Here is a 21919-nt window from a genome sequence, read left to right as displayed (position 1 = left end):
TAGGCGTTTTTTTATGTCTGAATACTGGACGACGAGCGACTCGATCTCTTGATGACTTCGCTATATACTCTCGCCTCATTTTTGCCACAACCCTTTTATTGAGTCTCTTTTTATTAGAGCTTTGGAGCCTTATGGAATTCGAATTTACTAGAAACACTCTAATGGGTGAATACTATGTGAAATGCAGCATGGGCCATGAGATTGTTGGCCGTTGGCTTCAAGAAGAGATTGGTAAAGATAAGCAGAAGCTAGATCATGTGATGGCGTTGATTGAGCAATCTCGACAGGACCTGAGCAATGAAGTGACGTTGCTTGGCAAGGAGATTAGCCTTGCGATCAATGAAGATGAAGTTACGATTCAAGAAAACGTGTTAGCGCATGAGCAAGAGATGGAAGAGGGCAGTGAGTTCGACTTCTATAACTGTGAAAGCCAAGCAAGCTGTGGAATCGACGATTTCGAACTGCTCATCGAACGCTGGATGGATTTTTTAGGTTACTAGTCCTAAGACCTATTTGTTAGTCATTCAGAGCTTTGAAGGCTCCGTTGCCCAAAACTGGAGCAATAAGAGCATCGCGCATTAAGATAGTGAAAAGGCTGCACCATGTTGGTGCGGCCTTTTTCGTTATTACGACCTTATTATCTTCATCTTATTTAAAATCAAGCACTTAACTTTTTGGCACGCTACTTGGATTGTAATAAGAGAATTAATGGATTAAGTAAGAATTTAAGGAACGAATATGAAATTAATAAATGCCATTGTTAAGCCATTCAAATTAGACGATGTACGCGAAGCGCTCTCTGATGTGGGTATTGAAGGTATGACTGTTTCTGAAGTGAAAGGCTTTGGTCGTCAGAAGGGACACACTGAATTGTATCGTGGTGCAGAGTACCAAGTGGATTTCCTACCAAAGGTGAAGCTAGAGATTGCTACCCAAGCTGAGAATGTTGACCGAGTTGTTGAAGCTATTAGCCAAGCGGCACACACCGGAAAAATCGGCGACGGCAAAATTTTTGTGTATGACCTAAGCCAAGCCGTACGAATTCGTACTGGTGAAATGGATGCTGAAGCACTTTAAAGAATTACAAGGACTGGAGACTTTAATATGGAACTTACAACAACAGTAACGGAACTACGTTACGCACTAGACACTTTTTTCTTCCTCATTTCAGGTGCGTTGGTAATGTGGATGGCAGCAGGCTTCGCGATGTTAGAAGCTGGCCTAGTTCGTTCAAAGAACACCACAGAAATTTTAACTAAGAACATCTGTTTGTACGCAATTGCTTGTACAGCTTTCTTAGTGGTTGGTTACAACATCATGTATGTCGACAACGGTGAAGGCGGTTGGTTGCCATCATTTGGTACTCTAATTGGTACACAAGGTGAAGGCGCAGATCACTCTCTAGAATCAGACTTCTTCTTCCAGGTAGTATTCGTTGCAACAGCAATGTCTGTAGTATCTGGTGCGGTTGCTGAGCGTATGAAGCTTTGGTCATTCCTAATCTTCTCTGTAGTACTAACAGCGTTCATTTACCCTGTTGAAGGTTATTGGACTTGGGGCGGTGGTTTCCTATCAGAAGCGGGTTTCAGTGACTTCGCAGGTTCAGGTATCGTACACATGGCTGGTGCAGCAGCAGCGTTAGCTGGTGTTCTACTACTCGGTGCTCGTAAAGGTAAATACGGTAAGAACGGTGAAATCTACCCGATTCCTGGTTCAAACATGCCACTTGCAACGCTAGGTACATTTATCCTTTGGTTCGGTTGGTTCGGTTTCAACGGCGGTTCTCAACTGATGGTTTCGGATTTTGAGAACGCAACAGCAGTAGGTCAAATCTTCCTTAACACCAACGCAGCAGCAGCAGCAGGCGCAATTGCAGCACTACTAGTATGTAAAACAACTTGGGGTAAAGCAGACCTAACAATGATTCTTAACGGCGCGTTAGCTGGCCTAGTAGCAATCACTGCAGACCCTCTATCACCATCACCTCTATTTGCTGTAGCGATTGGTTCGGTATCTGGTGCATTGGTTGTATTCAGCATCATCGCTCTAGACAAAGCTAAGATTGATGATCCAGTAGGTGCTATCTCTGTACACGGTGTATGTGGTTTCTTCGGTCTAATGGCTGTGCCACTAAGCAACGCTGATGCAACGTTTGGTGCTCAGCTAATGGGTGCAGCAGTCATCTTTGCATGGGTATTCGGTGCTAGCCTAGCAGTATGGGCGGTGCTTAAAGCAACAATCGGTATCCGAGTAACGGAAGATGAAGAACTTGAAGGTATGGACATGCACGATTGTGGTGTCGGCGCTTACCCTGAGTTTGTATCAGTAAAATAATCAACAGTCGTCGCCTAATCTGAATGGGTTAGGTTGGACAAAGAAAGCCCCGCAACTCTTGTTGCGGGGCTTTGTTGTATTTACGGTTGCACAATATATAAACACGAACGTTGAAGTTAGGCTCATTGTTTAAGGGGAACGACAAGACACAAAGTTGAAATGGTTTGTTACAAAAGTGAGAGTTTGAATGGTCTGAGTAGACGGATTTTTTGTTGGTCGTCATTGTAATTATGTTAATGATGAATATAATAACGCAACTGATAGACATTATCATTTCGATATAAAGGATTTTACAATGAAGAAACTGCTAACACTTTCAGCTCTAGCGTGTGGTGTAATTGCCCCGACAGCAATGGCTGCGGAAGAAGTAAACGTATACTCTTACCGTCAACCTTTCCTTGTTGAGCCAATGTTCAAAGAGTTCACAAAAGAGACTGGTATTAAAGTAAACGTTAAGTTTGCTAAAAAAGGTTTAGCAGAGAAGTTAGCTCAAGAGGGTGAATACAGCCCAGCTGACGTTGTCTTAACTGTAGATATCAGCCGTCTATCTGAATTAACTAAACAAGGTCTAGTTCAATCTGTAGAGAGCGATGTACTTGAAAAGAACATCCCAGCTCAATACCAAGATACAGATAACGAGTGGTTCGCTCTAACAACTCGTACACGTAGCGTTTATTCTTCACGTGACCGTGTTGGTCGTCTAGGTGAAGAGTTCACTTACGAAGATCTAACTAAGCCTGAATTTAAAGGCAAAATCTGTACTCGTAGTGGTAAGCACCCATACAATGTTTCTCTAGTATCTTCGATGATTGCTCACAAAGGTGAAGCTGAAACGAAAGAATGGCTAGAAGGCGTAAAAGCAAACCTAGCACGTAAGCCTCAAGGTAACGACCGCGCGCAAGTTAAAGCGATTAAAGAAGGTCTATGTGATGTTGCTCTTGGTAACAGCTACTACCTAGGTAAGATGGTTAATGATAAAGAGCAAAAAGCTTGGGCTGACTCTGTTTACATTAACTTCCCTAACCAAGAGACTACAGGTACTCACGTAAACATCTCTGGTATGGCAATGGCTAAATACTCTCCAAATGAAGAGAATGCCGTTAAGCTGATGGAATTCCTGTCTGGTAACACAGCACAAAGCATGTACGCAGAAGTGAACTACGAATACCCAGTGAAAGCAGACGTTAAACCTTCTGAGCTTGTTGCTTCATGGGGCGAGTTCAAAGCGGATACTATTTCTCTAGATGAAATTGCAAACCACCACGCGGCTGCAATCAAGCTATTAGACGAAGTTAAGTTCGATCTATAATTTATTACGGTAGGCTCCGGCCTAAGTAAAATGACAACCTCAAGTCGCCATTTTGGTTACTTGGGGTTGTTTGTTATTGGAAAATCACTTTTTGATACAAAGCACCCCGTTGATCCCTTGAGTTATTAGCATCTCACCTTGAAGTCATTAGAGTATATGGGTATAAATAACCCCACCATTAAAAGGATATGAGATGTATTTGCAAATGCATTTGTGTTTCATTAAGCCTCGTTGTAGTTAGGCGATGAAAGAAAAGAATTATTTATGGAACACCAGTAGCGGCATTATTGCTGTATTACTGGTTTTACCGATCTTAGCGATTTTTACGACGGCTGTTGGAGAAACAGATGAGCTATTTTCTCATCTGATGTCCACAGTGATGCCTACCTATGCCTACAACACGGTGGTTTTAGTCATAGGAACCATGTTTCTGTCTTTAGTTTTTGGTATTCCGTCGGCCTGGGTTATGGCAATGTGCCGTGTTCCGGGAGAGCGTGTTTTGCAGTGGGCACTCGTCCTGCCATTAGCAATGCCAGGCTATATTGTTGGCTATATCTTTACCGATTGGTTCGACTTTGCCGGCCCTGTTCAGGTTCTACTGCGAGATCTTACTGGGTGGGGACCCGGTGAGTATTGGTTCCCAGATATTAGAACCTTATCCGGCGCTATTATTGTTCTGTCTCTCGTTCTCTATCCTTATGTTTATTTGCTGTGCCGCGCGGCATTTATGGAGCAAAACGTCTCCTTATTACAATCTGCTCGTTTGCTAAAATGCTCGCCTTGGGAAAGCTTCCGTCGTATCTCCTTACCACTTGTTCGTCCATCAATGGCGGTCGGTTTATCGCTTGTTGCTATGGAGACCATCGGTGACTTTGGTACCGTGAGTTACTTTGCGGTAAATACTTTAACGACTGCGGTTTATGATACTTGGCTAGGCTACTCAAGCTTAACGGCAGCTGCGAAAATATCGGCAATCATGCTGGTTATCGTGATCCTACTGTTGAGCTCAGAGCGATACAGTCGCCGTAAGCAGAAGCTATTCCAGAATCAGTTCAGCAGCCGCGAAGATTTTCGTTACGACCTTTCTGGTTGGAAAAAATGGCTGGCACTATTCTGGTGCTGGGGATTAGTTTGCGTTGCGTTCTTATTCCCTCTTGGCCAGCTCATTATTTACGCCTACAAATATTTTGCTCAAAGCTGGACCCCTGAATTCAGAGAATATGCCATCAACAGCCTTTACGTTTCGGTAGCTGCTGCGATTATTGGCGTGATTATCGCGATGATTGTTAACTTTAACCAACGCGTTAGTCCGAGTAAGAAGAATCAGGCTTATATGCGCCTCGCTTCGATGGGCTATGCCGTCCCAGGCACCGTGTTAGCGATTGGTGTGATGGTACCTGTTTTGTTCATGGATCACTTGGTCAATGACATTGCGAAAGTGATGGAGTGGGGGCGACCTGGTTTGATCTTCTCTGGCTCCATGTTCGCGCTAATTTTTGCCATGGTCGTACGTTTCTCTGCAGTGGCAATTGGCAGTATTGAAAGCAGCTTGAGTAAAGTATCCCCTTCATTGGATATGGCTTCTAAAACCATGGGCTGCAATACCAATCAGATGTTACGCCGTGTTCATTTACCTTTGATTAAACGTGGCGCATTGATCGCTGGCTTACTGGTGTTTATCGAATCAATGAAAGAGTTGAATGCGGCCTTGCTGCTGCGTCCTTTCAACTTCGAGACATTGGCGACTTATGTTTATAACTATGCCTCAGATGAGCACCTAGAATTGGCGGCGATGCCTGCTGTATTATTGGTGTTGGTGGGTTTAATTCCTCTGATCATCGTAAACCGTTCCTTGGAGCAGAAAAACTAATGAGTTGTGCATTATCAATTAAAGATCTGACTTGTAAGTATGAGTCGCAAACCATTTTGGAAGCGCTCTCGTTAGAAGTTGAGCATGGTGAAATTGTTTGTCTTCTTGGTGCGAGTGGCTGCGGTAAAACGACCTTACTGAAGGCGATTGCAGGCTTACTTCCATTAAGTAGCGGTGTGATGAGTTTGAACTGTCAAACCATTGATGATGGCGAGAATTGGTTGCCACCAGAGCAGCGTAACATTGGTATGATTTTCCAAGATTACGCCCTGTTTCCGCATCTGACGGTAAACCAGAATGTCGGCTTTGGCTTGAAAGACCTTTCTGAGCAGCAAAAGAAAGACAAAGTTCAAGAGATGCTGGAGCTGGTTCACTTAGATGAGTTCGGTGACCGCTACCCACATCAACTTTCAGGTGGTCAACAGCAGCGTGTCGCTATTGCTCGTTCTTTGGCGTACAAGCCAGACTTGCTACTGTTAGATGAACCATTCTCAAACATCGATACTCAGGTTCGTCATGAGCTGATTTCTCAGATTCGCAAGATTTTTAAGAAGCAGGGTGTTACAGCTATCTTCGTAACTCACAGCCGTGAAGAAGCGTTCGCATTTGCAGATAAAATGGCAGTAATGAACCATGGTGTGATTGAGCAGTATGGTTCGGCATCTGAGTTGTATTTCCATCCTTCAAGTAAGTTTGTTGCAGACTTTTTGGGTGGCGGTAGCTACCTCAATGCACAGCGTATTTCGGAGCATGAATTTGAAACCAGTTTGGGTATGGTTGAAGCCAAACCGCAAACGGAGATTGAGTTCGGCAATACATGTGAGCTTCTGCTAAGGCCCCAGCATATCCAAGCAAGTTACGAGCAAGATAGTGCTATTTCGGTGCTAGAACAGCAATTTATGGGTGATCACTGTCGTTATGTAATCGAAGCGCATGGTCAGAAGTTATTAGCAACCTCGTCAGAAGCACTTGAAGTGGGTATGCCGGTCAACGTAAAAGTCGATACCAAAGGCGTATTGGCTTTTTAAAGAGATATAACGCGATACTAATCGTTACAAGAATCGCGATAAAAAAGCCCAGCACTTTAATCAAAGTACTGGGCAAGAGTTCTTCACTTATAGGCTTTAACAAGGCAGTGATTTGTTAAGTCCCATACAAAACTGCTGCACTCTATAAGCCTATAGAGAGAGGAAGTCTTTCACTTTTTGAAGAACACGTTCTGCAGTGTCTTTATCTTCCATTTCTGCGAAGATTCGTAGTAACGGCTCTGTTCCTGAGAAGCGAGCAATCACCCAGCCGCCATTCTTGAAGTACACCTTGGCACCATCTTCATAGCTTACTTTTTCAATTTCGTATTCAAATTCAGGCAGTTGCTTCTCGACGTAGATCTTAGTGTAGAGCGCTTCTTTCTCTGAAGGTTTAAACTTATAATCGCCTTCTGCGGTGTAGGCATAGCCATATTTAGAGTAAATCTCATCAAGTAATTCAGACAACTTCTTGCCTGTCACACTGATCATCTCAACCAGTAAGCTTGAAGCAAATACGCCATCCTTACCTTTGATGTGACCACGAATGGTTAAACCACCTGAACTTTCGCCACCAATCAGAGAGTCATCGGCCTCCATTTGTGAGCTGATATGCTTAAAGCCTACAGGAACCTCAAAGCTCTTCTCACCATGATCTGCCGCCACTTTATCCAGTAGGTGTGTGGTTGCGATGTTACGAACGACAGAGCCCTTCCAGCCTTTGTATTCCAGCAAGTAGTAGTAAAGTAGGAGTAGCACTTCGTTAGGGTGAATGAAGTGACCTTTCTCATCGATGATTCCCAAACGGTCAGCATCGCCATCAGTACCAATACCAATGTCATAGCCTTCTGCTGCAACTAAGTGCTTCAAGCGATACAGCGTTGCAGCATTTGGCGACGGCATTAAGCCACCAAAATCTGGGTTTTTGCCATCGTTGATGACGTCGACATCACAGCGACCGTTAATCAGCACGGTTTGCAGAGCATTTTTTGCAACGCCAAACATTGGGTCAATCAGTACACGTAGGTTAGCTTTCTTGATCGAATCGATATCGATGAAGTTGATGATTGAATCAACAAAGTCGTTCATCGGGTTGATGATCTCGATTTCTTTGTCGTTTAATGCTTGCTCGAAATCGACACGAATAATATCTTCGTTGGTCAGTGTTGCGATTTGCTGTTCGATCTTCTCTGTGATGATCTCATCAGCATCACGGCCACCTTCAATGAATACCTTGATGCCATTGTAATCGGCTGGGTTGTGAGAGGCGGTAATACACGCCGAGTAGGTGCATCCCATCTCTTTTGCTTGGAACATCACGATAGGTGTTGGAACAAACTTATCGATGAAGCTTACTTTGATGTTGTTCGCCGCAAGTACTTCTGCAAACCAACATGCGGCTTTATCGGAAAGGAAACGACGGTCATAGCCGATCACAAACCCATTCTTGGCTGCATCTTCGTTGTTGATGATGTTAGCGAGTGCTTGCGCTACCAAACGGACGTTTTCTCTAGTGAACTCCTCACCAATGAAAGCGCGCCAGCCACCTGTACCAAATTTAATCATTAGAAAATCCTTTTAGTCTCATTGTCTCAAGCCTGTAAAGACTTGAGACAAGAGCTGTTCGTTAAATTGCGTGACTAGCCTAGAACAACGACAACATCGTTCACGCTGCCTTCTGCTTGTACTGGGATAGCGCCTTCAACTGATTCACCATTGATAGTGATAGAGGCAACGCCTTTGCTTACTGCATTCGGGTTTTGCACTGTGATGTTGTAAGTTGCGCCACGCCATTGACGAGTAACCTCGAATTCTGGCCAATCAGTCGGGATACAAGGATCAACCGTTAAGCCTTCAAAGCCTGTACGAACACCAAGAATGAAGTTGGTTACCGCGAAGTAAGCCCAACCAGAGGTACCGGTTAACCAAGGGTGGTTTGCACGGCCGTGGTCTTGGTGATCTTTACCCATGATGAACTGCACGTACGAGTATGGTTCTGCGTAACGCGTTTCAATCATGTCGTTTTGGTTGTATGGGTTCAGTGCGTCATAGAATTTCATCGCACGGTCACCACGGCCTAGTTTCGCTTCTGCTACCCAGGCCCATGGGTTAGGGTGAGAGAAGATTGCGCCGTTCTCTTTTACGCCTTGGTAAACGCGAGTTACGAAACCGATATCATCGTTTGGTGTTGCAAATGAAGGAGAGTTTAGGTGTAGGCCGTATTCTGAGAAAAGGTTCTCATCAACAGCGTCCATCGCTTTCTCACCGCGTTCTTGAGATACAGCACCAGATAGAACGGCTAGCGTGTTTGACTCAAGGTGTACACGACCTTCAGCTTGTTGAGCGGTACCGATCTTGTCGCCATTTTTAGTTAGACCACGGATGTACCAGCCGCCTTCGTCATCCCAAAGGTGCGTTTCACACGCTTCGCGAACGTTAGCTGCCATTTCAGTGTATTTCGCAACATCAGCATCGTTATTACGGAACTTAGCAAGATCTAGGAATTCTTGTAGCGCCCAGAAGTGTAGGAATGAAACCATTGAAGATTCACCACCACCTAGGTTCAAACAGTCATTCCAGTCAGCTCGAAGACCTTTACAGATACCCGTTTGACCCACGTATTCAGCAGAGAAGTTCAGTGCCGCTTTCATGTGTTCATAAACTGTCGCCTCGCCACCGTCTGCGTATGGAATCACTTCATCGAAGAAGTCGTGCTCACCGGTTTCCATTACGTATTTGATAATGGTCGGAACGATCCATAGGTGGTCATCAGAACATGTGTCTTCAATGCCGTGGATCTTGTCGTCATCTGACGGTGTTGGAACAACTGTTGGTGATTTTGATGGCTCAACGTCGGCTTTCTCTGGATCGAACCAGTCAGGATCGAACAAGTGTAGACCGTAGCCCGCTTTCACTTGGCCGCGAAGCAGGTCGATAATACGTTTCTTGGTCATTTGTGGGTTGGCATGGGGTACTGAAATAGCATCTTGAGCCGTATCACGGTAACCAAGACCAGTACGACCGCCAACTTCGATGAATGATGCAAAGCGTGACCAAACCACACAGGTTTCCGCTTGGTATAGCGTCCACGTGTTGATCATTGTGTCTAAGCCTTCGTTTGGCGACTTAACTTGGAATTTGTTGCAACGCTCGTCCCAGTGATCTTTGATGCCTTGGAAAGCGGCGTCTACGTTTGCTGTGTCTTGGTACTTCTCACGTAGGCGTTCACCGTTGCCTTTACCGATACCGAGTACATACGCAAAGCGAACTTCTTCACCGGGTTGAATCGTAAATTGCTTGTGCAGAGAACCACAATGGTTGTAACAAGTTTGAGCGCTGTTAGAACACTTACCGTTTTCAACCGCAATTGGATTTGCTTCATCACGGTACATACCAAGGAAGTTGTCACGTTGGCCATCGTAGCTGTCTGGTGAGAAAGTTGAAGCTAGGTAGTAGAAGCCTTCAAAGTCGTTAGTGTTGTAGTACAGGTCGTATTCCAGAACACCTTCTTGGTAAGACGTGCCCGCAGAGTACAAAGACATCTGATGGTTTTGATTGTCTGATTGAATATGGCTGAAAGAGAACTCAACAAACGAGAAAGTGCTGATGGTACGTGGCTTGTCAGTGTTGTTCTTTAATACAACGTCCCAAACTTCTGCATCTTCACCCTTAGGTACGAATAGCGTCTTGGTTGCGGTAATGCCGCTGTATTCACATTTGAATTTTGAGTATGACAGGCCGTGACGAACTTCGTAGTTCGCTTCATCTAGGCTCTTTGCCACTGGTTGCCAAGAGATAGACCAGTAATCACCTGTCTCATCATCACGCAGGTACACATAGTGTCCAGGACGGTCAAAGGTGCCGTTTGGACGGAACTTAGTAACACGGTTGTATTCCGGAGAATTGTAGAACGAGTAACCGCCCGCATTGTGCGAAATCACGGTACAAAACTTTTCAGTACCTAGGTAGTTTGTCCAAGGTGCTGGTACATCAGGGCGAGTGATGACGTATTCGCGATTGTCGTTATCGAAATAGCCGTATTTCATTGTCATTTCCTTTTTAACAAACTGCATCTATGCAGCTAATTTTTAAATAGTGATGCTGAGTCGTATCTAACTGAGCACCTTAATTTGAGTCAGCAACCACTCGATATGAGTGTCGCTTTGGTTTGTTTTATTGAGCTTTCCAAGGGTTGCGATAATCAACATTGAGTTTGTCGAGTAATGGCAGATGCCCCTTTAGGCGAGATAGGTAATCTAGCCAGTTTCGGTTGTTTTTATGTGTCCAACATCCTTCAGCTAAAGCGCTAATTCTTGGGAATACCATGTAATCCATACGCTTTTGGTTGGTGACGATCTCACACCATAGAGCACACTGAATTCCGCGGATCCGCTTACGAATTGGGTCGGTGTCGGATATCTCAGCAAGTGCTTCGTAGGTATAAGCTTGTTCTAATGGGATAACGGCAGCCCAATCTACGCCCGGTTCTTCCGGTGCATAATCTTGGGTCATGTCGAGATAGGTAAACTGTGCAGGTTGCAACACCACATCAAAGCCTTGGCGAGCGCAATTGACAGCCGCTTCTTCACTGAGCCATGAGTAGATGATGGTCTCTTTACTCACTTTGTCGCCGTGCTGTGCTTCTTCCCAGCCGACCATGCGTTTGCCGAGTTGCTTAAGCTTGTTTTCGGCATAGCGGAATAGGTGACCTTGTAGGTCTTTGCTGTCTTGGTACTGGTGTTCTTTCATCAACGCTTGAGCAGCAGGGCTGTTGCTCCACACTCCCGGTGGCACTTCGTCTGCACCCATGTGAATTAATTCGCTCGGGAACAGCTCTGCGACTTCTTCAATAACTGCATCTAGAAATTGGTAAGTACCGGGCAAACCTGGGTTTAGTACATTGTCGTTGTAGTGCTGAATGCTCTTGTATTGAGTGGTATCCGCTTGCTCTACCAGCATGTCAGGCAGTGATTTGATTGCGGCACGGCAGTGTCCCGGAATATCGATCTCTGGGATCACCGTGATGCTGCGTTGCTCTGCATATTCAATGACTTCACGAATTTGTTGTTGCGTGTAGAAGCCGCCGTAGTTTTCCGCAATGTGGGTATATTGCGGCTCTAGTGCATGATCAGGGCCACGCCAAGCGCCAATTTCTGTTAGCTGTGGCAGGCTCTTTATCTCAATTCTCCAACCTTCATCGTCAGTTAGGTGCCAATGAAATACGTTGAACTTGTAGTGCGCCAGTTGATTGATTAAACGCTTCACTTGCTCTACTGAGTGGAAGTGACGAGCGCAGTCCAACATCATGCCGCGGTACTTAAAGCGCGGTTGGTCGGCTATCTTGCAACATGGTAGAGAGAAGTTCTCTGCGTCCAGTTGTTGAACTAGTTGAATCAAGCTTGCCACAGCGTGTGTAAAGCCCGACTGGCTGCCTGATTCAGCAATAATCTGTTGTGCAGTGATGGTCAGTTTGTATTCGGCTTCATCTAACGTCGGGTTGCTGCGAAATAGAATGTTGCCGCTTTCGTCTTTTGAAAGTTCAGCTGAAAGCGCGGTCGAAAGAGACAGCTCAAAGGTCGAGAGCAACTCTTGCTGGAACCAAGAGACTGCCTTATCAGCAAGATGAGATTGAACCTCAATTCTGCAGTCGTTATTTAGCGCGAAGTTACTTAGCGCGAAACTACCTTGCTGAAATTCGATCTGATTAGGCTGAGGAATCAATGCAATCTCAGCAGCGTTAACTTCAGGTATTTGATTGCGTTCACGGTATGGTGACGCCAGAACAATAGGTGATATCGCGACTGGCAGCACCGAGGTTTCGCCTTGGTGATGCGTTTGGATAAAGGCATCGTTTAGACCGTCAGAATAAAAACGGAATGGGGCGCTTTGAATGCTGAATTCAAGGTAGTAATGGTTGTTCGCCTTTAACACTGACGAACTTGGTTTGAACGAACAAAAGCTTCCAACTTGAGTCAGTTCACCTTGCGATAAACTTTCTGGAAGGATGAATCGATCAAATGCAAAGTGCAGAGACCAATCTGTTACGTCGAGGTCACTTAAGTTATGTACCGTAAGGCCAAATCGGCAGTTATTTTTTTGTTCAGAAAGAACAGCTAAGTCGATGCGATAATTCATATAACTTCCCTGCTAAGCCTGTTGATACAAGTTGTGTTGTGGTTTCCCGGCAAACATCAATGCGCCTTCTATAGCGTCGAATTGAGGTTTAACGATCCATTGCTGTACTGGTGGTGATAGCCAGTTGAGAATTCGCTCTGCGATACTTCCCATCAGGCATACCTTGTCCGCACCTTTGTGATGCAGTGCTAGTACAAACATTTCGATATCAGCGGCGGTTTGCTTGAGCATCTCGATAGCCAGTTCGTCACCTTCATTAGCGAGTTGAAAAATAACTGGTGAGAATTGACCGTAATCCTTTGGAATAGCACCTTTTGACCATTCGACAATGGCATCCACATCATTATTAAAGTGATTCATCACATGTAGAGTCAGCGGGGTTTTGTTGCGAATACCGTCTTCTGCAAGCAAGACTTGTTGAATCAAACGTAAGCCCATGACTGCGCCGCCGCCTTGATCTGAAATCGGAAATTCACGACCGCCAACCACATATTGCTCACCGTCTTTTAGGAAGATACCGCAAGAACCCGTACCACCGATCATGATTGCGCCGTTTTGGCCATTGTGAGCACCAATGCAAGCGCCATAAGCGTCGGTATTTAGTGTCATGCTTGCGAAAGGGTGTGGTTGAGCCATGAAGTCGAACCATGCTGATTTTTGCTCAGCGCCAGCCAGTGCTAGGCCAACATGCATATTTGAAAAATGGTCTGAGTTGAGTTGCCCTTGTTGTGCTGCTTTTGTAATGGCATCAATAATTGAGCTCATCGCAACATCAACACCCAAAAGGATGTTGGCACTGCCACTTTTCGCTTCACCAATCAATTTGCCTTGGTCGTCACGAATACGAGCACGACAAGAAGTACCACCACCATCAATACCTACGTAGTAAAGAGTCATTATTATTGCTCCTTACGCTGAGCTAGGAAGCTGAACTGTGCCGCTGTGGCTAATAGGAACCAAGCGCCGTGAGGGATCCATTGTTCGCCCCAGCGCCAGTTTTGAAGCATGTCATCTTTTTGTGCTGGAGGGTTGAACGCAATGTCTTGTTCATCTTCAAAACCAGCTGTGATGCCATTACAGATACCGCCTTTCGCATTGAAGAAACCAAGCTGAGGTAGGTAGTCTGGGTTGTTATGGCCATGACCATCGAGCATGCACATGTGATATGGGTTGAGGCCCAAGATCCAATCAAGGCTATTTTGTGAAAGCTGGATTAAGCGCTCTTGAAGTTCGCTATCTTTAATGTGCGGTTGAACTAGGTAAGCCATGGTTGCGAGTGAGCCAAGGCGTGCATTCTCGCCTTGCCACCAGTAACCGGTTTCGTTCTGTTGAGCGACGAAGAAGGCATCACGTTTATCACCATCGACAGATTTAACGTATTGTCTTGGATAGCCAAATGGGTTGGTGACTTTGTCGGTGATGTTGATTTCGAACTGACAAGCTTGTTCAACAACTGTGCGCGCCTGTTCTTTTAATTCAGCATCGGTTTCGTTGTCGATGTATTCACATAGTGCAATCACAGGAAGACCGGCTTCAGCTGCGTGAAAGTATGGACGAGAGCCATCAGAGTTTGCCGACCAGAAGTGCTCAAATGAATCATCGGATTGCTGACGAGAGATTAAACGAGTCGCCCAAGTTCTTGCTTCTGATAGGTATTGCTGGTCTTGTGTTACGCGATACAGCTCATTGGCTGCGAGTAGGGCGCAATACTCATCGATGATGTTCTCTTCACCATCGTTTAGATACTGGAGGTTGTACTCTTTTAGATGCCAGTAACCCTTAACCGCCATTTCAAGGTATGTGTGGCTCGAGTAGCTACCAGAGATTTCAAGCTCAGAAGCTGCGGCTAATGCTGCGATAGCAACACCTGCACCTTGTCGGTAGCCCGCTTGTAAGTCCGTTGATTTATGACCTTCTTGAGTCGCATAAGCGCAGATATCGCGTTGGTTGATATCTTTGCTCCATTTGTCGAATACCGTCATATAGAAGTATCCGTCAGCGTCTTGCATACGCACTAAGAAGTCGGCACCGAACAGAGCCTCTTCCGTTAGACGAGTCATGGAGAATTTCGGGAAGTCTGGGTTATGGCCAGTCAAGCGTACGCTTTTTAGCATGTTCCAAACGACCATCGGAATTTGTTGTGGGTTTAGGTAGTTACCATAAGACAGGTGGCTAAAATACTTACTGACATCACCTGATGCGTCATACCATCCACCGTGGACATCGACGTATCGGTCGGTACCTAGAATTTGTGCTTGTCGATCTTTTTTGTCGAAAATCCCGCCACAGCGTTGTGACTTAAAGTAATGAAGCACATCAGAAAACGTGTGGTTCATTAATAGGTTGCTACCAATCTCAAATACTTCTGAACGCAGGTTGTCAAAACGTAGGTAGTAGCGACCAGATTCAGTGACTGAACTGAAATCAATAGTGAAGAATTGCCCTTGATGCCAATTTGCTACGCGGCCTTGTTTAACCACATCAAAATTTCCGACAGTCATATGGTTGTCAGCACAGACGAGTAGAGCCGTAGTGCTTGATAGGCGAGCTTTCTTAGTTTGTAGGATAGCTTGCTTCGGGCCTGTGGACTCATAGCCAATATGGTTGGTCAATAACAGCATCAATATTCTCCGACAGTCCTAGTTTCTATTGGCTAGGTACTTGAATGTTTTGGATATAAATAGTTAGGGTCCGAAGACCCTAACTTGGGTTTTATTGCTTAGCTTTCGTGTAGGTAACAGCGCACAAAGTGGTTATCAGCGAGCTGCGTAACCCCTGGTAGCTGCTCTTTGCACTTATCCATTGCGTGAGTACATCGGCCTGCAAATGGGCAGCCTGCTGATACTGGTGTCCACAGAGGAATCTCACCTTTGTTGCCTGCAAGTTGCTCGTGGATCGACTTCTTAGGATCTGGAACGGCCGAAACAAGCAATTGGGTGTATGGGTGCTGAGGGTTAGCAATCACGTCATCGGTATCGCCCCATTCCACCATGTGTCCCACGTACATCACCGAAAGGTCTTCAGCGATGTAACGAGCGGTTGCGATATCGTGAGTGATGTAAAGCAGAGACATTTGCTTCTCGAACTTCATCTCTTCCATCAGGTTCAAAACACCGGCACGAATCGATACATCAAGCATTGAAGTTGGCTCATCGGCTAGTACAACTTCGGCACCTACCGCGATGTTGCGGGCTAGGTTGACACGTTGACGTTGGCCGCCAGACAGTTGGTGAGGGTACTTCTTCGCCGTCTCTTTTGGTGGGATCAGGCCCACTTGCTCTAAAAGATCGTAAACACGTTCTTCTAGTTCTCTCTTATTGCCCGGGGTTACCTTCTTGTGGATCAACAGTGGTCGAGCAATGTGGTGGAAGATATTGTGTGTTGGGTTCAATGAACCAAACGGGTCTTGCCATACCATCTGCACGCCTTCACGGTAGTGCATAAGCTCTTTTCTGCTTGAGATCTCTTGGATATCACGACCTTTGTATTCGATCGTGCCGCCTGAAGGTGCGTACATTTTTGCGATCATTTTTGCGGTTGTTGATTTGCCTGAACCAGACTCACCAACCACTGCTAGGCCACGGCTTTTGTACATCTTGAATGACACGTCGTTAATCGCACGCATCATTGGGGTTTGAATGGTGGTACTGCTTATTGGGAAGTCTTTTACGACATTCTTGCCTTCTACCAATAATTGACCGAAATCTTTGCTCATAATTGTCTCCAGAATCCTTATTCGCTTTGCTTGTTTTTAGGCGGTCGAGCCGCCTTGTTCGTTATTCACGCAAGCTATAGCTTCCTTTGTACTATTGGGTCACCGTACAGGTGGCAGTTAGACAAATGTCCCGGGTCGATAGAACGCAGCTTGGTTGGCACCTTGGTACACTTTTCATGTACACGGTCACAACGAGCTTGGAAACGACACCCTTCAGGGATCTCTAACAGGTTCAGAGGGTTACCCGGAATACCTGCTAACTTTGTCTTTGGCCCTGTCAGTGGAGGGAAAGAACTTCCCAGCCCTTTGGTGTAAGGGTGGTAAGGGTTTTCTAGAATATCTTGAGAGTTAGCCACTTCGATTAGCTCACCTGAGTACATGATGCCGATGCGGTCAGAGAACTCGACCATCAATGACAAGTCATGGGTGATGAACAGAATTGAGAAGCCAAATTCTTCTTTTAGTGCATAGATCTTTTGTAGGATTTCGCGTTGCACAACCACATCAAGTGCGGTTGTCGGCTCATCCATAATGATCAGCTTTGGATTCAGTGCTAACGCGATAGCAATAACCAAGCGCTGACGCATGCCGCCAGAGAATTGGTGAGGATAGTCACTCAATCGGCTCGGGTGAATATCGACGATTTCAAGTAGACCTTCAGCACGCTGCTTAGCTTGCTCGCGAGTCATGTTGGTGTGACGCATGATTACGTCACAGAACTGCTCTTCCATCGGTAGTACTGGGTTGAGTGCGTTCATCGCGCTCTGGAATACCATCGACATCTCACTCCAACGGAACGACTGCATACGGTCATCACTGTATTCAAGGATGTTCTCACCGTTGAAGATAACCTCACCACCACTGATGTAAGCGGGCGGCTTATGAAGACGCATAAGAGAGAAAGCGACCGTTGATTTACCACAGCCAGATTCACCAGCTAGGCCGAAGACTTCACCTGGAGCGATGTCGAAACTTACGTTGTTACACGCACGAACATCGCCAGACTCTGTGATGTAATCCACGCATAAGTTGCGGATAGAAATTAGTGGTTCAGACATGATTATTTATCTCCGCTCCAAAGTGCATTTTGTGGTGGTAGTTCTGGTTCACGTTCTTCTTTGTCTTGAGCTGCTAGTTTCTTCCAACGCTTCATGCCTTTGTGAGAACGCAGTTGCGGGTTAGCAATTTCATCGACCGCGAAGTTAAGTAGAGCAAGGCCAGTTACAAGTAGTGTCAGTGCGATACAAGGAGCCAGCAGTTCCCACCAAGCGCCAATCAGCATTGATGAAGAGGTTTGAACGTTGTAAAGCATGATGCCCCAGCTGATTGTGTTCGGGTCACCAAGACCTAGGAACGAGATGGTTGCTTCCATCATGATTGCGTACATCACCGAACCGATGAAGCTTGCGCCAACGATAGAGATAAGGTTTGGCAGAATCTCTACGAAGATGATGCGGAATGAAGATTCACCCAAAACTTCAGCGGCTTTTACAAACTCTTTTTCACGCAGTGCTAAGGTTTGGGAGCGAACAACACGGGCACCCCAAGCCCAAGACATAAAGCCGATAACCAAGGTTATGGTGAGTGGCCCTGCCTCACCGATAAAGGCTGCTACTACGAACAGTAATGGGTATTGAGGGATTACCAGCATGATGTTCATTGCGGCTGTTAGAACGTCATCGACACGGCCACCGAAGTAACCTGCAGAAACACCAATAACAGTTGCGAGTAAACATACGGTTAGACCCGCACCAAAACCTACAGCAAGAGATACGCGTGCGCCGTATACCACTTGAGACCAAACGTCACGACCCATACGAGTTGTACCTAGTACGTGGTCTGCCTTTTTAGACATGATCAATGTACGACGGTCGTCTGCTAGATTTTGAGCAACCCAGCCATCAGGGTTAGTTTGTGCAGACTTCACCACGAAACCAGGATATTCGTGTGGGTTACCTGTACGCTTGTCTGGTACATGTTTGGTGATTAATGGAGCTGCAATCGCGCCAAGAATAAAAATACTTAGGATGATGACGCCTGTTAGGGCCATCGGGTTACGCCAAATGAGTTTTAAAAAGTCTTTCATGATTATTTACCACCCTTACGAAGACGAGGGTCAAGAACAACGTAAAGCATGTCTGCAACTAGGTTAAAGAACAGCATGAATAGCGTCATGATAAGCAGCTGACCTTGCAGTACTTGGTAGTCACGAGCGTTAATTGCGTTGAAAAGTACGCTGCCAAGACCTGGGTAGTTAAAGATGATTTCGATAATTAACTGACCGCCGATTGCCATACCTAGCGACATTGACAGGGCTGTCACACTAGGTAGCATCGCGTTACGAGCTGCGTAGTTGAATACCACTCGGTTTTCGCTCAGGCCTTTGCCTTTCGCCATGGTGATGTAGTCTTCGGCTAATAGGTTGATCATGTTGTTACGCATGTTTACTAGGAAGCCACCAATTTGAACAACAGAAGCACAGAACAGTGGTAAGAAGGCGTGGTAAGCGACATCTTTAATGAATGCCCAGCTTGTCCAATCAGGTATAGTACCAGCGGTGTAGGCATACCCTGTTGGGAACCACTTCAAGCCAATTGCAAAGGTAAATAGTGCAATCATCGCGATAACAACTTGAGGAACGGCTTGTAGAATCAGCATCCCTGGCGTTACGAAGGCATCGTACTTACTGCCGCGTTTCCACGCTGCGAAAATACCTAGGATTGAACCAATCGAGAAAGAAAGAATAACTGCGGTGCCGGCTAAGAAAAGCGACCAACCGAATGCTCCACCCAACAGTGTGTTTACAGAAAGTGGGTAGAATTGAATTGATGTACCAAGTTCCCAGCTAAGAATGTTCTTCATGTACGCCACGTATTGAACTAAGTAGCCACCATCAACGAAGCCTAATAGTTCTTTCATTGCAGCAATACGCTCTGGAGTAACTTGTACAGAAGCGTTCGCAAACATCATGGTAACTGGGTCACCAGGCATTGCTCTTGGAATAATAAAGTTTAACGTCGCAGCAACTAATAGCGCGACAAAATAAAATGACAAACGTCTTAAAAAATAACCCATAACTCACACCTTACTCACCCAGATTGTTTCCCTGTTTCTGGATTCAGGTCGCTCCTAGCGAAATTTGGAACGAAAAATCCCCTGACGACTAGCGCCATACTTTCAATTGAGAGTGTGGGGATTTTTATAAGCGGCGTAAGAGGTTACGCCGCAAGGATTGAACGATTACTTATTTAACTGGTTTTAGGTCCAGTACATGAAGTAGACGCTCTGGAATACCAGCCCAAATGTTTGGACGGCCTTTTGGATTTTCTTCGTTCCACCAACCAGTGAAGCGAGTTGTGTTGTATTGGTACATGTAAGCACCAGACATCACAGGGATTGTCACTTGGTCTGCAGCGATGATTTGCTGGATACCGTGTGCAATGTCTAGCTGCTCGTTCTTATCAGCTGTTTTGTAGAAGCTGTTTAGAAGACCATCTAGCTTGTCGTTTTTGTAGAAGTGCATTGCGAAACGAGGCATACCATCACCAGATTGTAGTGATGAGTTGTAAGCACTGTTCCAGTACGTGTATGGATCCGCACCGTGGAAGTAGTTTGTGTATGCTACGTCGTATGTACCTTCAAGCATTGCTTGGTTGTAAACAGAGAAGTCAGGTGTACGAGCTTTTGCTTTAATACCGATTTCGTTTAGCTGTTCTACCGCTAGTTGAACTGTGTTGTTGAAGTCAGTCCAGCCGTTTGGCGATTGAATCATTAGTTCGAAAGACTTGCCTGATGGAGTGTCAACAAAACCATCTTTGTTTACATCTTTGAAGCCAGCGTCAGCAAGAAGCTTCTTCGCGCCTTCAGCGTTGTAAGTGTTGAAGCCTTTGTACTTGTCATGAGTTTTTTCATCAGACCAAGCTTCAAACGCGTAGCCAAGACCCGATGCGAAATCGTTTACAGTACCGCCACCGTAGAATGCGATGTCGATGATAGTTTGACGGTCAAGAGCCATAGAGAAAGCACGACGGAAGTCAACGTTGCTCAATGCTTCATGCTTCGCAGCATCAGGGTGCTTGAAGTTAACGATGAATGCCTGTGTACCTGCTGGCGGGTACCAGTAGTGGTGTTTAGGGCTAGCTGCTGCGTATGTACGATCGATATCTGGAACGAAAGAAGACGTCCAGTCCATTTCACTGTTTACAACTTTACCTAGGAATTGGTCGTTGTTCGCAATTTGTGGAACACGTAGACAGTCAACATCTAGGTTGTCTGCATCCCAGTAGTTCGGGTTTGCACACTGGATGTATAGCTGCGCTGTAAACGTATCGATTTCTGTAAATGGACCAGAACCTACCGGGTTCTCATTGGTAAACGTTGATGGATCTTTAACGTCTTTCCAGATGTGCTTAGGTACTACAGGTACTTTAGCAATCTCGTAAGGTACGTTTGAGTTTGCTTCTGTTAGTGTGAACTTAACTTGGTTGTCGTTCAGTTTTTCTACAGAAGTTACCCAAGAGTTGATACCAGATTGGTCAAGCTCTGGCTTCTCTTTTACAAGGTTGAAAGAAAAAACAACATCATCAGCAGAGAAAGTTTCTCCGTCTGACCATTTAACACCCTTACGAATGTCGAAAACAACGCTCATCAGATCATCTGACATCTTGAAGTTTTCAGCTAGACGGAACACTGGAGTGTTACCGTGCATTTCGTTAAATACTACTAGCGGCTCATACATGAAGTCAGTTGTAGTATGTAGGTTAGTAGCACCAAGGTACGGGTTAAAGTTACGTACGAATGTAGTGTACTCTTTCGGGTGAACGGTCAGTTCACTGCGTTCTGCAGCGGTTGCTACTGATGCAAAACCTGTTGTAGCAGTTGCAATAATTGCTGTTGCTATTGCTGTTTTTTTTATATTGGCAAGCATAGCTGTTCCTTACTATTTGCTTTCATTTCACTAATGGATTGAATGTTATCTGTCGCTAAATTGTTTAGTAGATACACACTCTGGTTAAAGGCCTACCTCTTCTTCGTTGCTCCAGATTCATCGTTGATTCTGAGAAGTGGTAAGAGTGGCCTGTAGGCCTTTGGCAGGAGTAAGAAAACACCTTATCGATGAATTAATCAAACTCGTTTCCCGTCAAAAACGTTAAAAACACACAACCCCACGTCATTAACGTCAAAATAGGTTGCTTTGGTGGTTTTTTGTACGCAATTGTTAAGGTGATGTGACTCGCATTTGGTTTTGAGGTTCTTGCAGGTTGTAAGTGGTCACTAACTTTAAAGGCTTTTTATTATAATGCTTTACCCTAAGTTGGTATAATTGTAGATCTCGGTCACTTGCCAGTTTTACGTTAAATTTCCCTAGAAAATTAAATCTGCCGTTCTGTTGTGACTCGCTTCTCAAACTGCAACAAAGAGTCAGATAACGGTCAGATATGATTGAGAATAGAACGAAAAGTACTGACGGTTACCAGCTCACACTGTACGTGATTGGCGTGAATTCTTCCTTGTTTAAGGGCGTAAAAAAA

General features: G+C 45.3%; 16 protein-coding genes. 6 read left to right on the top strand and 10 right to left on the bottom strand.

What is annotated here, in order from left to right; all coding sequences use genetic code 11:
• Window positions 1–131: 131 nt before the first annotated feature.
• The 6 genes from AB4351_RS01860 (at window position 132) to AB4351_RS01835 (ending at window position 6541) form a co-directional block, all read left to right on the top strand.
• A complete protein-coding gene (locus tag AB4351_RS01860; protein WP_019824378.1) occupies window positions 132–500 on the top strand; it encodes a YacL family protein in 369 nt (122 codons plus the stop codon).
• Window positions 501–738: 238 nt separating this feature from the next.
• Window positions 739–1077 (top strand): P-II family nitrogen regulator, encoded by a 339-nt coding sequence (gene glnK / locus AB4351_RS01855; protein ID WP_004738200.1) that lies wholly within the window; start codon window positions 739–741, stop codon window positions 1075–1077.
• Between the two features lie 27 nt (window positions 1078–1104).
• The gene (locus AB4351_RS01850; protein WP_017059420.1) at window positions 1105–2334 is read left to right on the top strand and encodes an ammonium transporter; all 1230 of its coding nucleotides are present in this window, start codon (window positions 1105–1107) and stop codon (window positions 2332–2334) included.
• A 295-nt stretch (window positions 2335–2629) separates the two neighbouring features.
• Entirely contained in the window at window positions 2630–3643 is a 1014-nt protein-coding gene (locus tag AB4351_RS01845) for a Fe(3+) ABC transporter substrate-binding protein (RefSeq protein ID WP_016790767.1), read from the top strand.
• Between the two features lie 244 nt (window positions 3644–3887).
• On the top strand, window positions 3888–5513 hold the full coding sequence (locus AB4351_RS01840; protein ID WP_017059418.1) for an iron ABC transporter permease: 1626 nt from the start codon (window positions 3888–3890) through the stop codon (window positions 5511–5513).
• Window positions 5513–6541 carry an ABC transporter ATP-binding protein gene (locus AB4351_RS01835; RefSeq protein WP_372124937.1) on the top strand — a complete coding sequence of 343 codons (1029 nt, stop codon included), beginning with the start codon at window positions 5513–5515 and terminating at the stop codon, window positions 6539–6541. The genes AB4351_RS01840 and AB4351_RS01835 overlap by 1 nt, the downstream gene beginning before the upstream one ends.
• Window positions 6542–6691: 150 nt before the next feature.
• On the opposite strand, the gene AB4351_RS01830 is transcribed toward AB4351_RS01835, so the two are convergent.
• The 10 genes from AB4351_RS01830 to AB4351_RS01785 all read right to left on the bottom strand — a co-directional run bounded on the left by AB4351_RS01830 (window position 6692) and on the right by AB4351_RS01785 (window position 21315).
• Window positions 6692–8104 carry a phosphoglucomutase/phosphomannomutase family protein gene (locus tag AB4351_RS01830; RefSeq protein WP_372124936.1) on the bottom strand — a complete coding sequence of 471 codons (1413 nt, stop codon included), beginning with the start codon at window positions 8102–8104 and terminating at the stop codon, window positions 6692–6694.
• A gap of 74 nt (window positions 8105–8178) precedes the next feature.
• Complete coding sequence (locus tag AB4351_RS01825; RefSeq protein WP_017066806.1) at window positions 8179–10584, bottom strand: GH36-type glycosyl hydrolase domain-containing protein; 2406 nt, start codon at window positions 10582–10584, stop codon at window positions 8179–8181.
• Between the two features lie 127 nt (window positions 10585–10711).
• Window positions 10712–12673, bottom strand: a complete 1962-nt coding sequence (locus tag AB4351_RS01820; protein WP_372124933.1) for a beta-N-acetylhexosaminidase — start codon at window positions 12671–12673, stop codon at window positions 10712–10714.
• Window positions 12674–12685: 12 nt separating this feature from the next.
• Window positions 12686–13570, bottom strand: coding sequence for a BadF/BadG/BcrA/BcrD ATPase family protein (locus tag AB4351_RS01815; protein ID WP_372123784.1), 885 nt, complete (start codon window positions 13568–13570; stop codon window positions 12686–12688).
• A gap of 2 nt (window positions 13571–13572) precedes the next feature.
• A complete protein-coding gene (locus AB4351_RS01810; protein ID WP_372124931.1) occupies window positions 13573–15294 on the bottom strand; it encodes a glycoside hydrolase family 9 protein in 1722 nt (573 codons plus the stop codon).
• Window positions 15295–15392: 98 nt separating this feature from the next.
• Window positions 15393–16388 (bottom strand): ABC transporter ATP-binding protein, encoded by a 996-nt coding sequence (locus AB4351_RS01805; protein WP_372124929.1) that lies wholly within the window; start codon window positions 16386–16388, stop codon window positions 15393–15395.
• A gap of 74 nt (window positions 16389–16462) precedes the next feature.
• Entirely contained in the window at window positions 16463–17446 is a 984-nt protein-coding gene (locus AB4351_RS01800; protein WP_017063265.1) for an ABC transporter ATP-binding protein, read from the bottom strand.
• 2 nt (window positions 17447–17448) lie between these two features.
• The gene (locus tag AB4351_RS01795; RefSeq protein WP_017056648.1) at window positions 17449–18474 is read right to left on the bottom strand and encodes an ABC transporter permease; all 1026 of its coding nucleotides are present in this window, start codon (window positions 18472–18474) and stop codon (window positions 17449–17451) included.
• 2 nt (window positions 18475–18476) lie between these two features.
• Window positions 18477–19463: an ABC transporter permease gene (locus AB4351_RS01790; RefSeq protein ID WP_017059409.1), complete on the bottom strand. Its 987-nt coding sequence runs from the start codon at window positions 19461–19463 to the stop codon at window positions 18477–18479.
• Window positions 19464–19632: 169 nt separating this feature from the next.
• Window positions 19633–21315, bottom strand: a complete 1683-nt coding sequence (locus AB4351_RS01785) for an ABC transporter substrate-binding protein (RefSeq protein ID WP_017056650.1) — start codon at window positions 21313–21315, stop codon at window positions 19633–19635.
• Window positions 21316–21919 lie beyond the last annotated feature (604 nt).

It is taken from the genome of Vibrio sp. 10N.261.51.F11, assembly GCF_041471665.1.
Taxonomy (GTDB): domain Bacteria; phylum Pseudomonadota; class Gammaproteobacteria; order Enterobacterales; family Vibrionaceae; genus Vibrio; species Vibrio crassostreae_C.
This window is presented reverse-complemented; position numbering and strand designations above follow the sequence as displayed.

Coding starts and splice junctions, on each gene's coding strand:
- AB4351_RS01860 (WP_019824378.1), top strand. CDS start 132: ATGGAATTCGAATTTACTAGAAACACTCTAATGGGTGAATACTATGTG.
- AB4351_RS01795 (WP_017056648.1), bottom strand. CDS start 18,474: ATGAAAGACTTTTTAAAACTCATTTGGCGTAACCCGATGGCCCTAACA.
- AB4351_RS01820 (WP_372124933.1), bottom strand. CDS start 12,673: ATGAATTATCGCATCGACTTAGCTGTTCTTTCTGAACAAAAAAATAAC.
- AB4351_RS01815 (WP_372123784.1), bottom strand. CDS start 13,570: ATGACTCTTTACTACGTAGGTATTGATGGTGGTGGTACTTCTTGTCGT.
- AB4351_RS01845 (WP_016790767.1), top strand. CDS start 2,630: ATGAAGAAACTGCTAACACTTTCAGCTCTAGCGTGTGGTGTAATTGCC.
- AB4351_RS01840 (WP_017059418.1), top strand. CDS start 3,888: ATGAAAGAAAAGAATTATTTATGGAACACCAGTAGCGGCATTATTGCT.
- AB4351_RS01810 (WP_372124931.1), bottom strand. CDS start 15,294: ATGCTGTTATTGACCAACCATATTGGCTATGAGTCCACAGGCCCGAAG.
- glnK (WP_004738200.1), top strand. CDS start 739: ATGAAATTAATAAATGCCATTGTTAAGCCATTCAAATTAGACGATGTA.
- AB4351_RS01835 (WP_372124937.1), top strand. CDS start 5,513: ATGAGTTGTGCATTATCAATTAAAGATCTGACTTGTAAGTATGAGTCG.
- AB4351_RS01790 (WP_017059409.1), bottom strand. CDS start 19,463: ATGGGTTATTTTTTAAGACGTTTGTCATTTTATTTTGTCGCGCTATTA.
- AB4351_RS01850 (WP_017059420.1), top strand. CDS start 1,105: ATGGAACTTACAACAACAGTAACGGAACTACGTTACGCACTAGACACT.
- AB4351_RS01825 (WP_017066806.1), bottom strand. CDS start 10,584: ATGAAATACGGCTATTTCGATAACGACAATCGCGAATACGTCATCACT.
- AB4351_RS01805 (WP_372124929.1), bottom strand. CDS start 16,388: ATGAGCAAAGATTTCGGTCAATTATTGGTAGAAGGCAAGAATGTCGTA.
- AB4351_RS01785 (WP_017056650.1), bottom strand. CDS start 21,315: ATGCTTGCCAATATAAAAAAAACAGCAATAGCAACAGCAATTATTGCA.
- AB4351_RS01800 (WP_017063265.1), bottom strand. CDS start 17,446: ATGTCTGAACCACTAATTTCTATCCGCAACTTATGCGTGGATTACATC.
- AB4351_RS01830 (WP_372124936.1), bottom strand. CDS start 8,104: ATGATTAAATTTGGTACAGGTGGCTGGCGCGCTTTCATTGGTGAGGAG.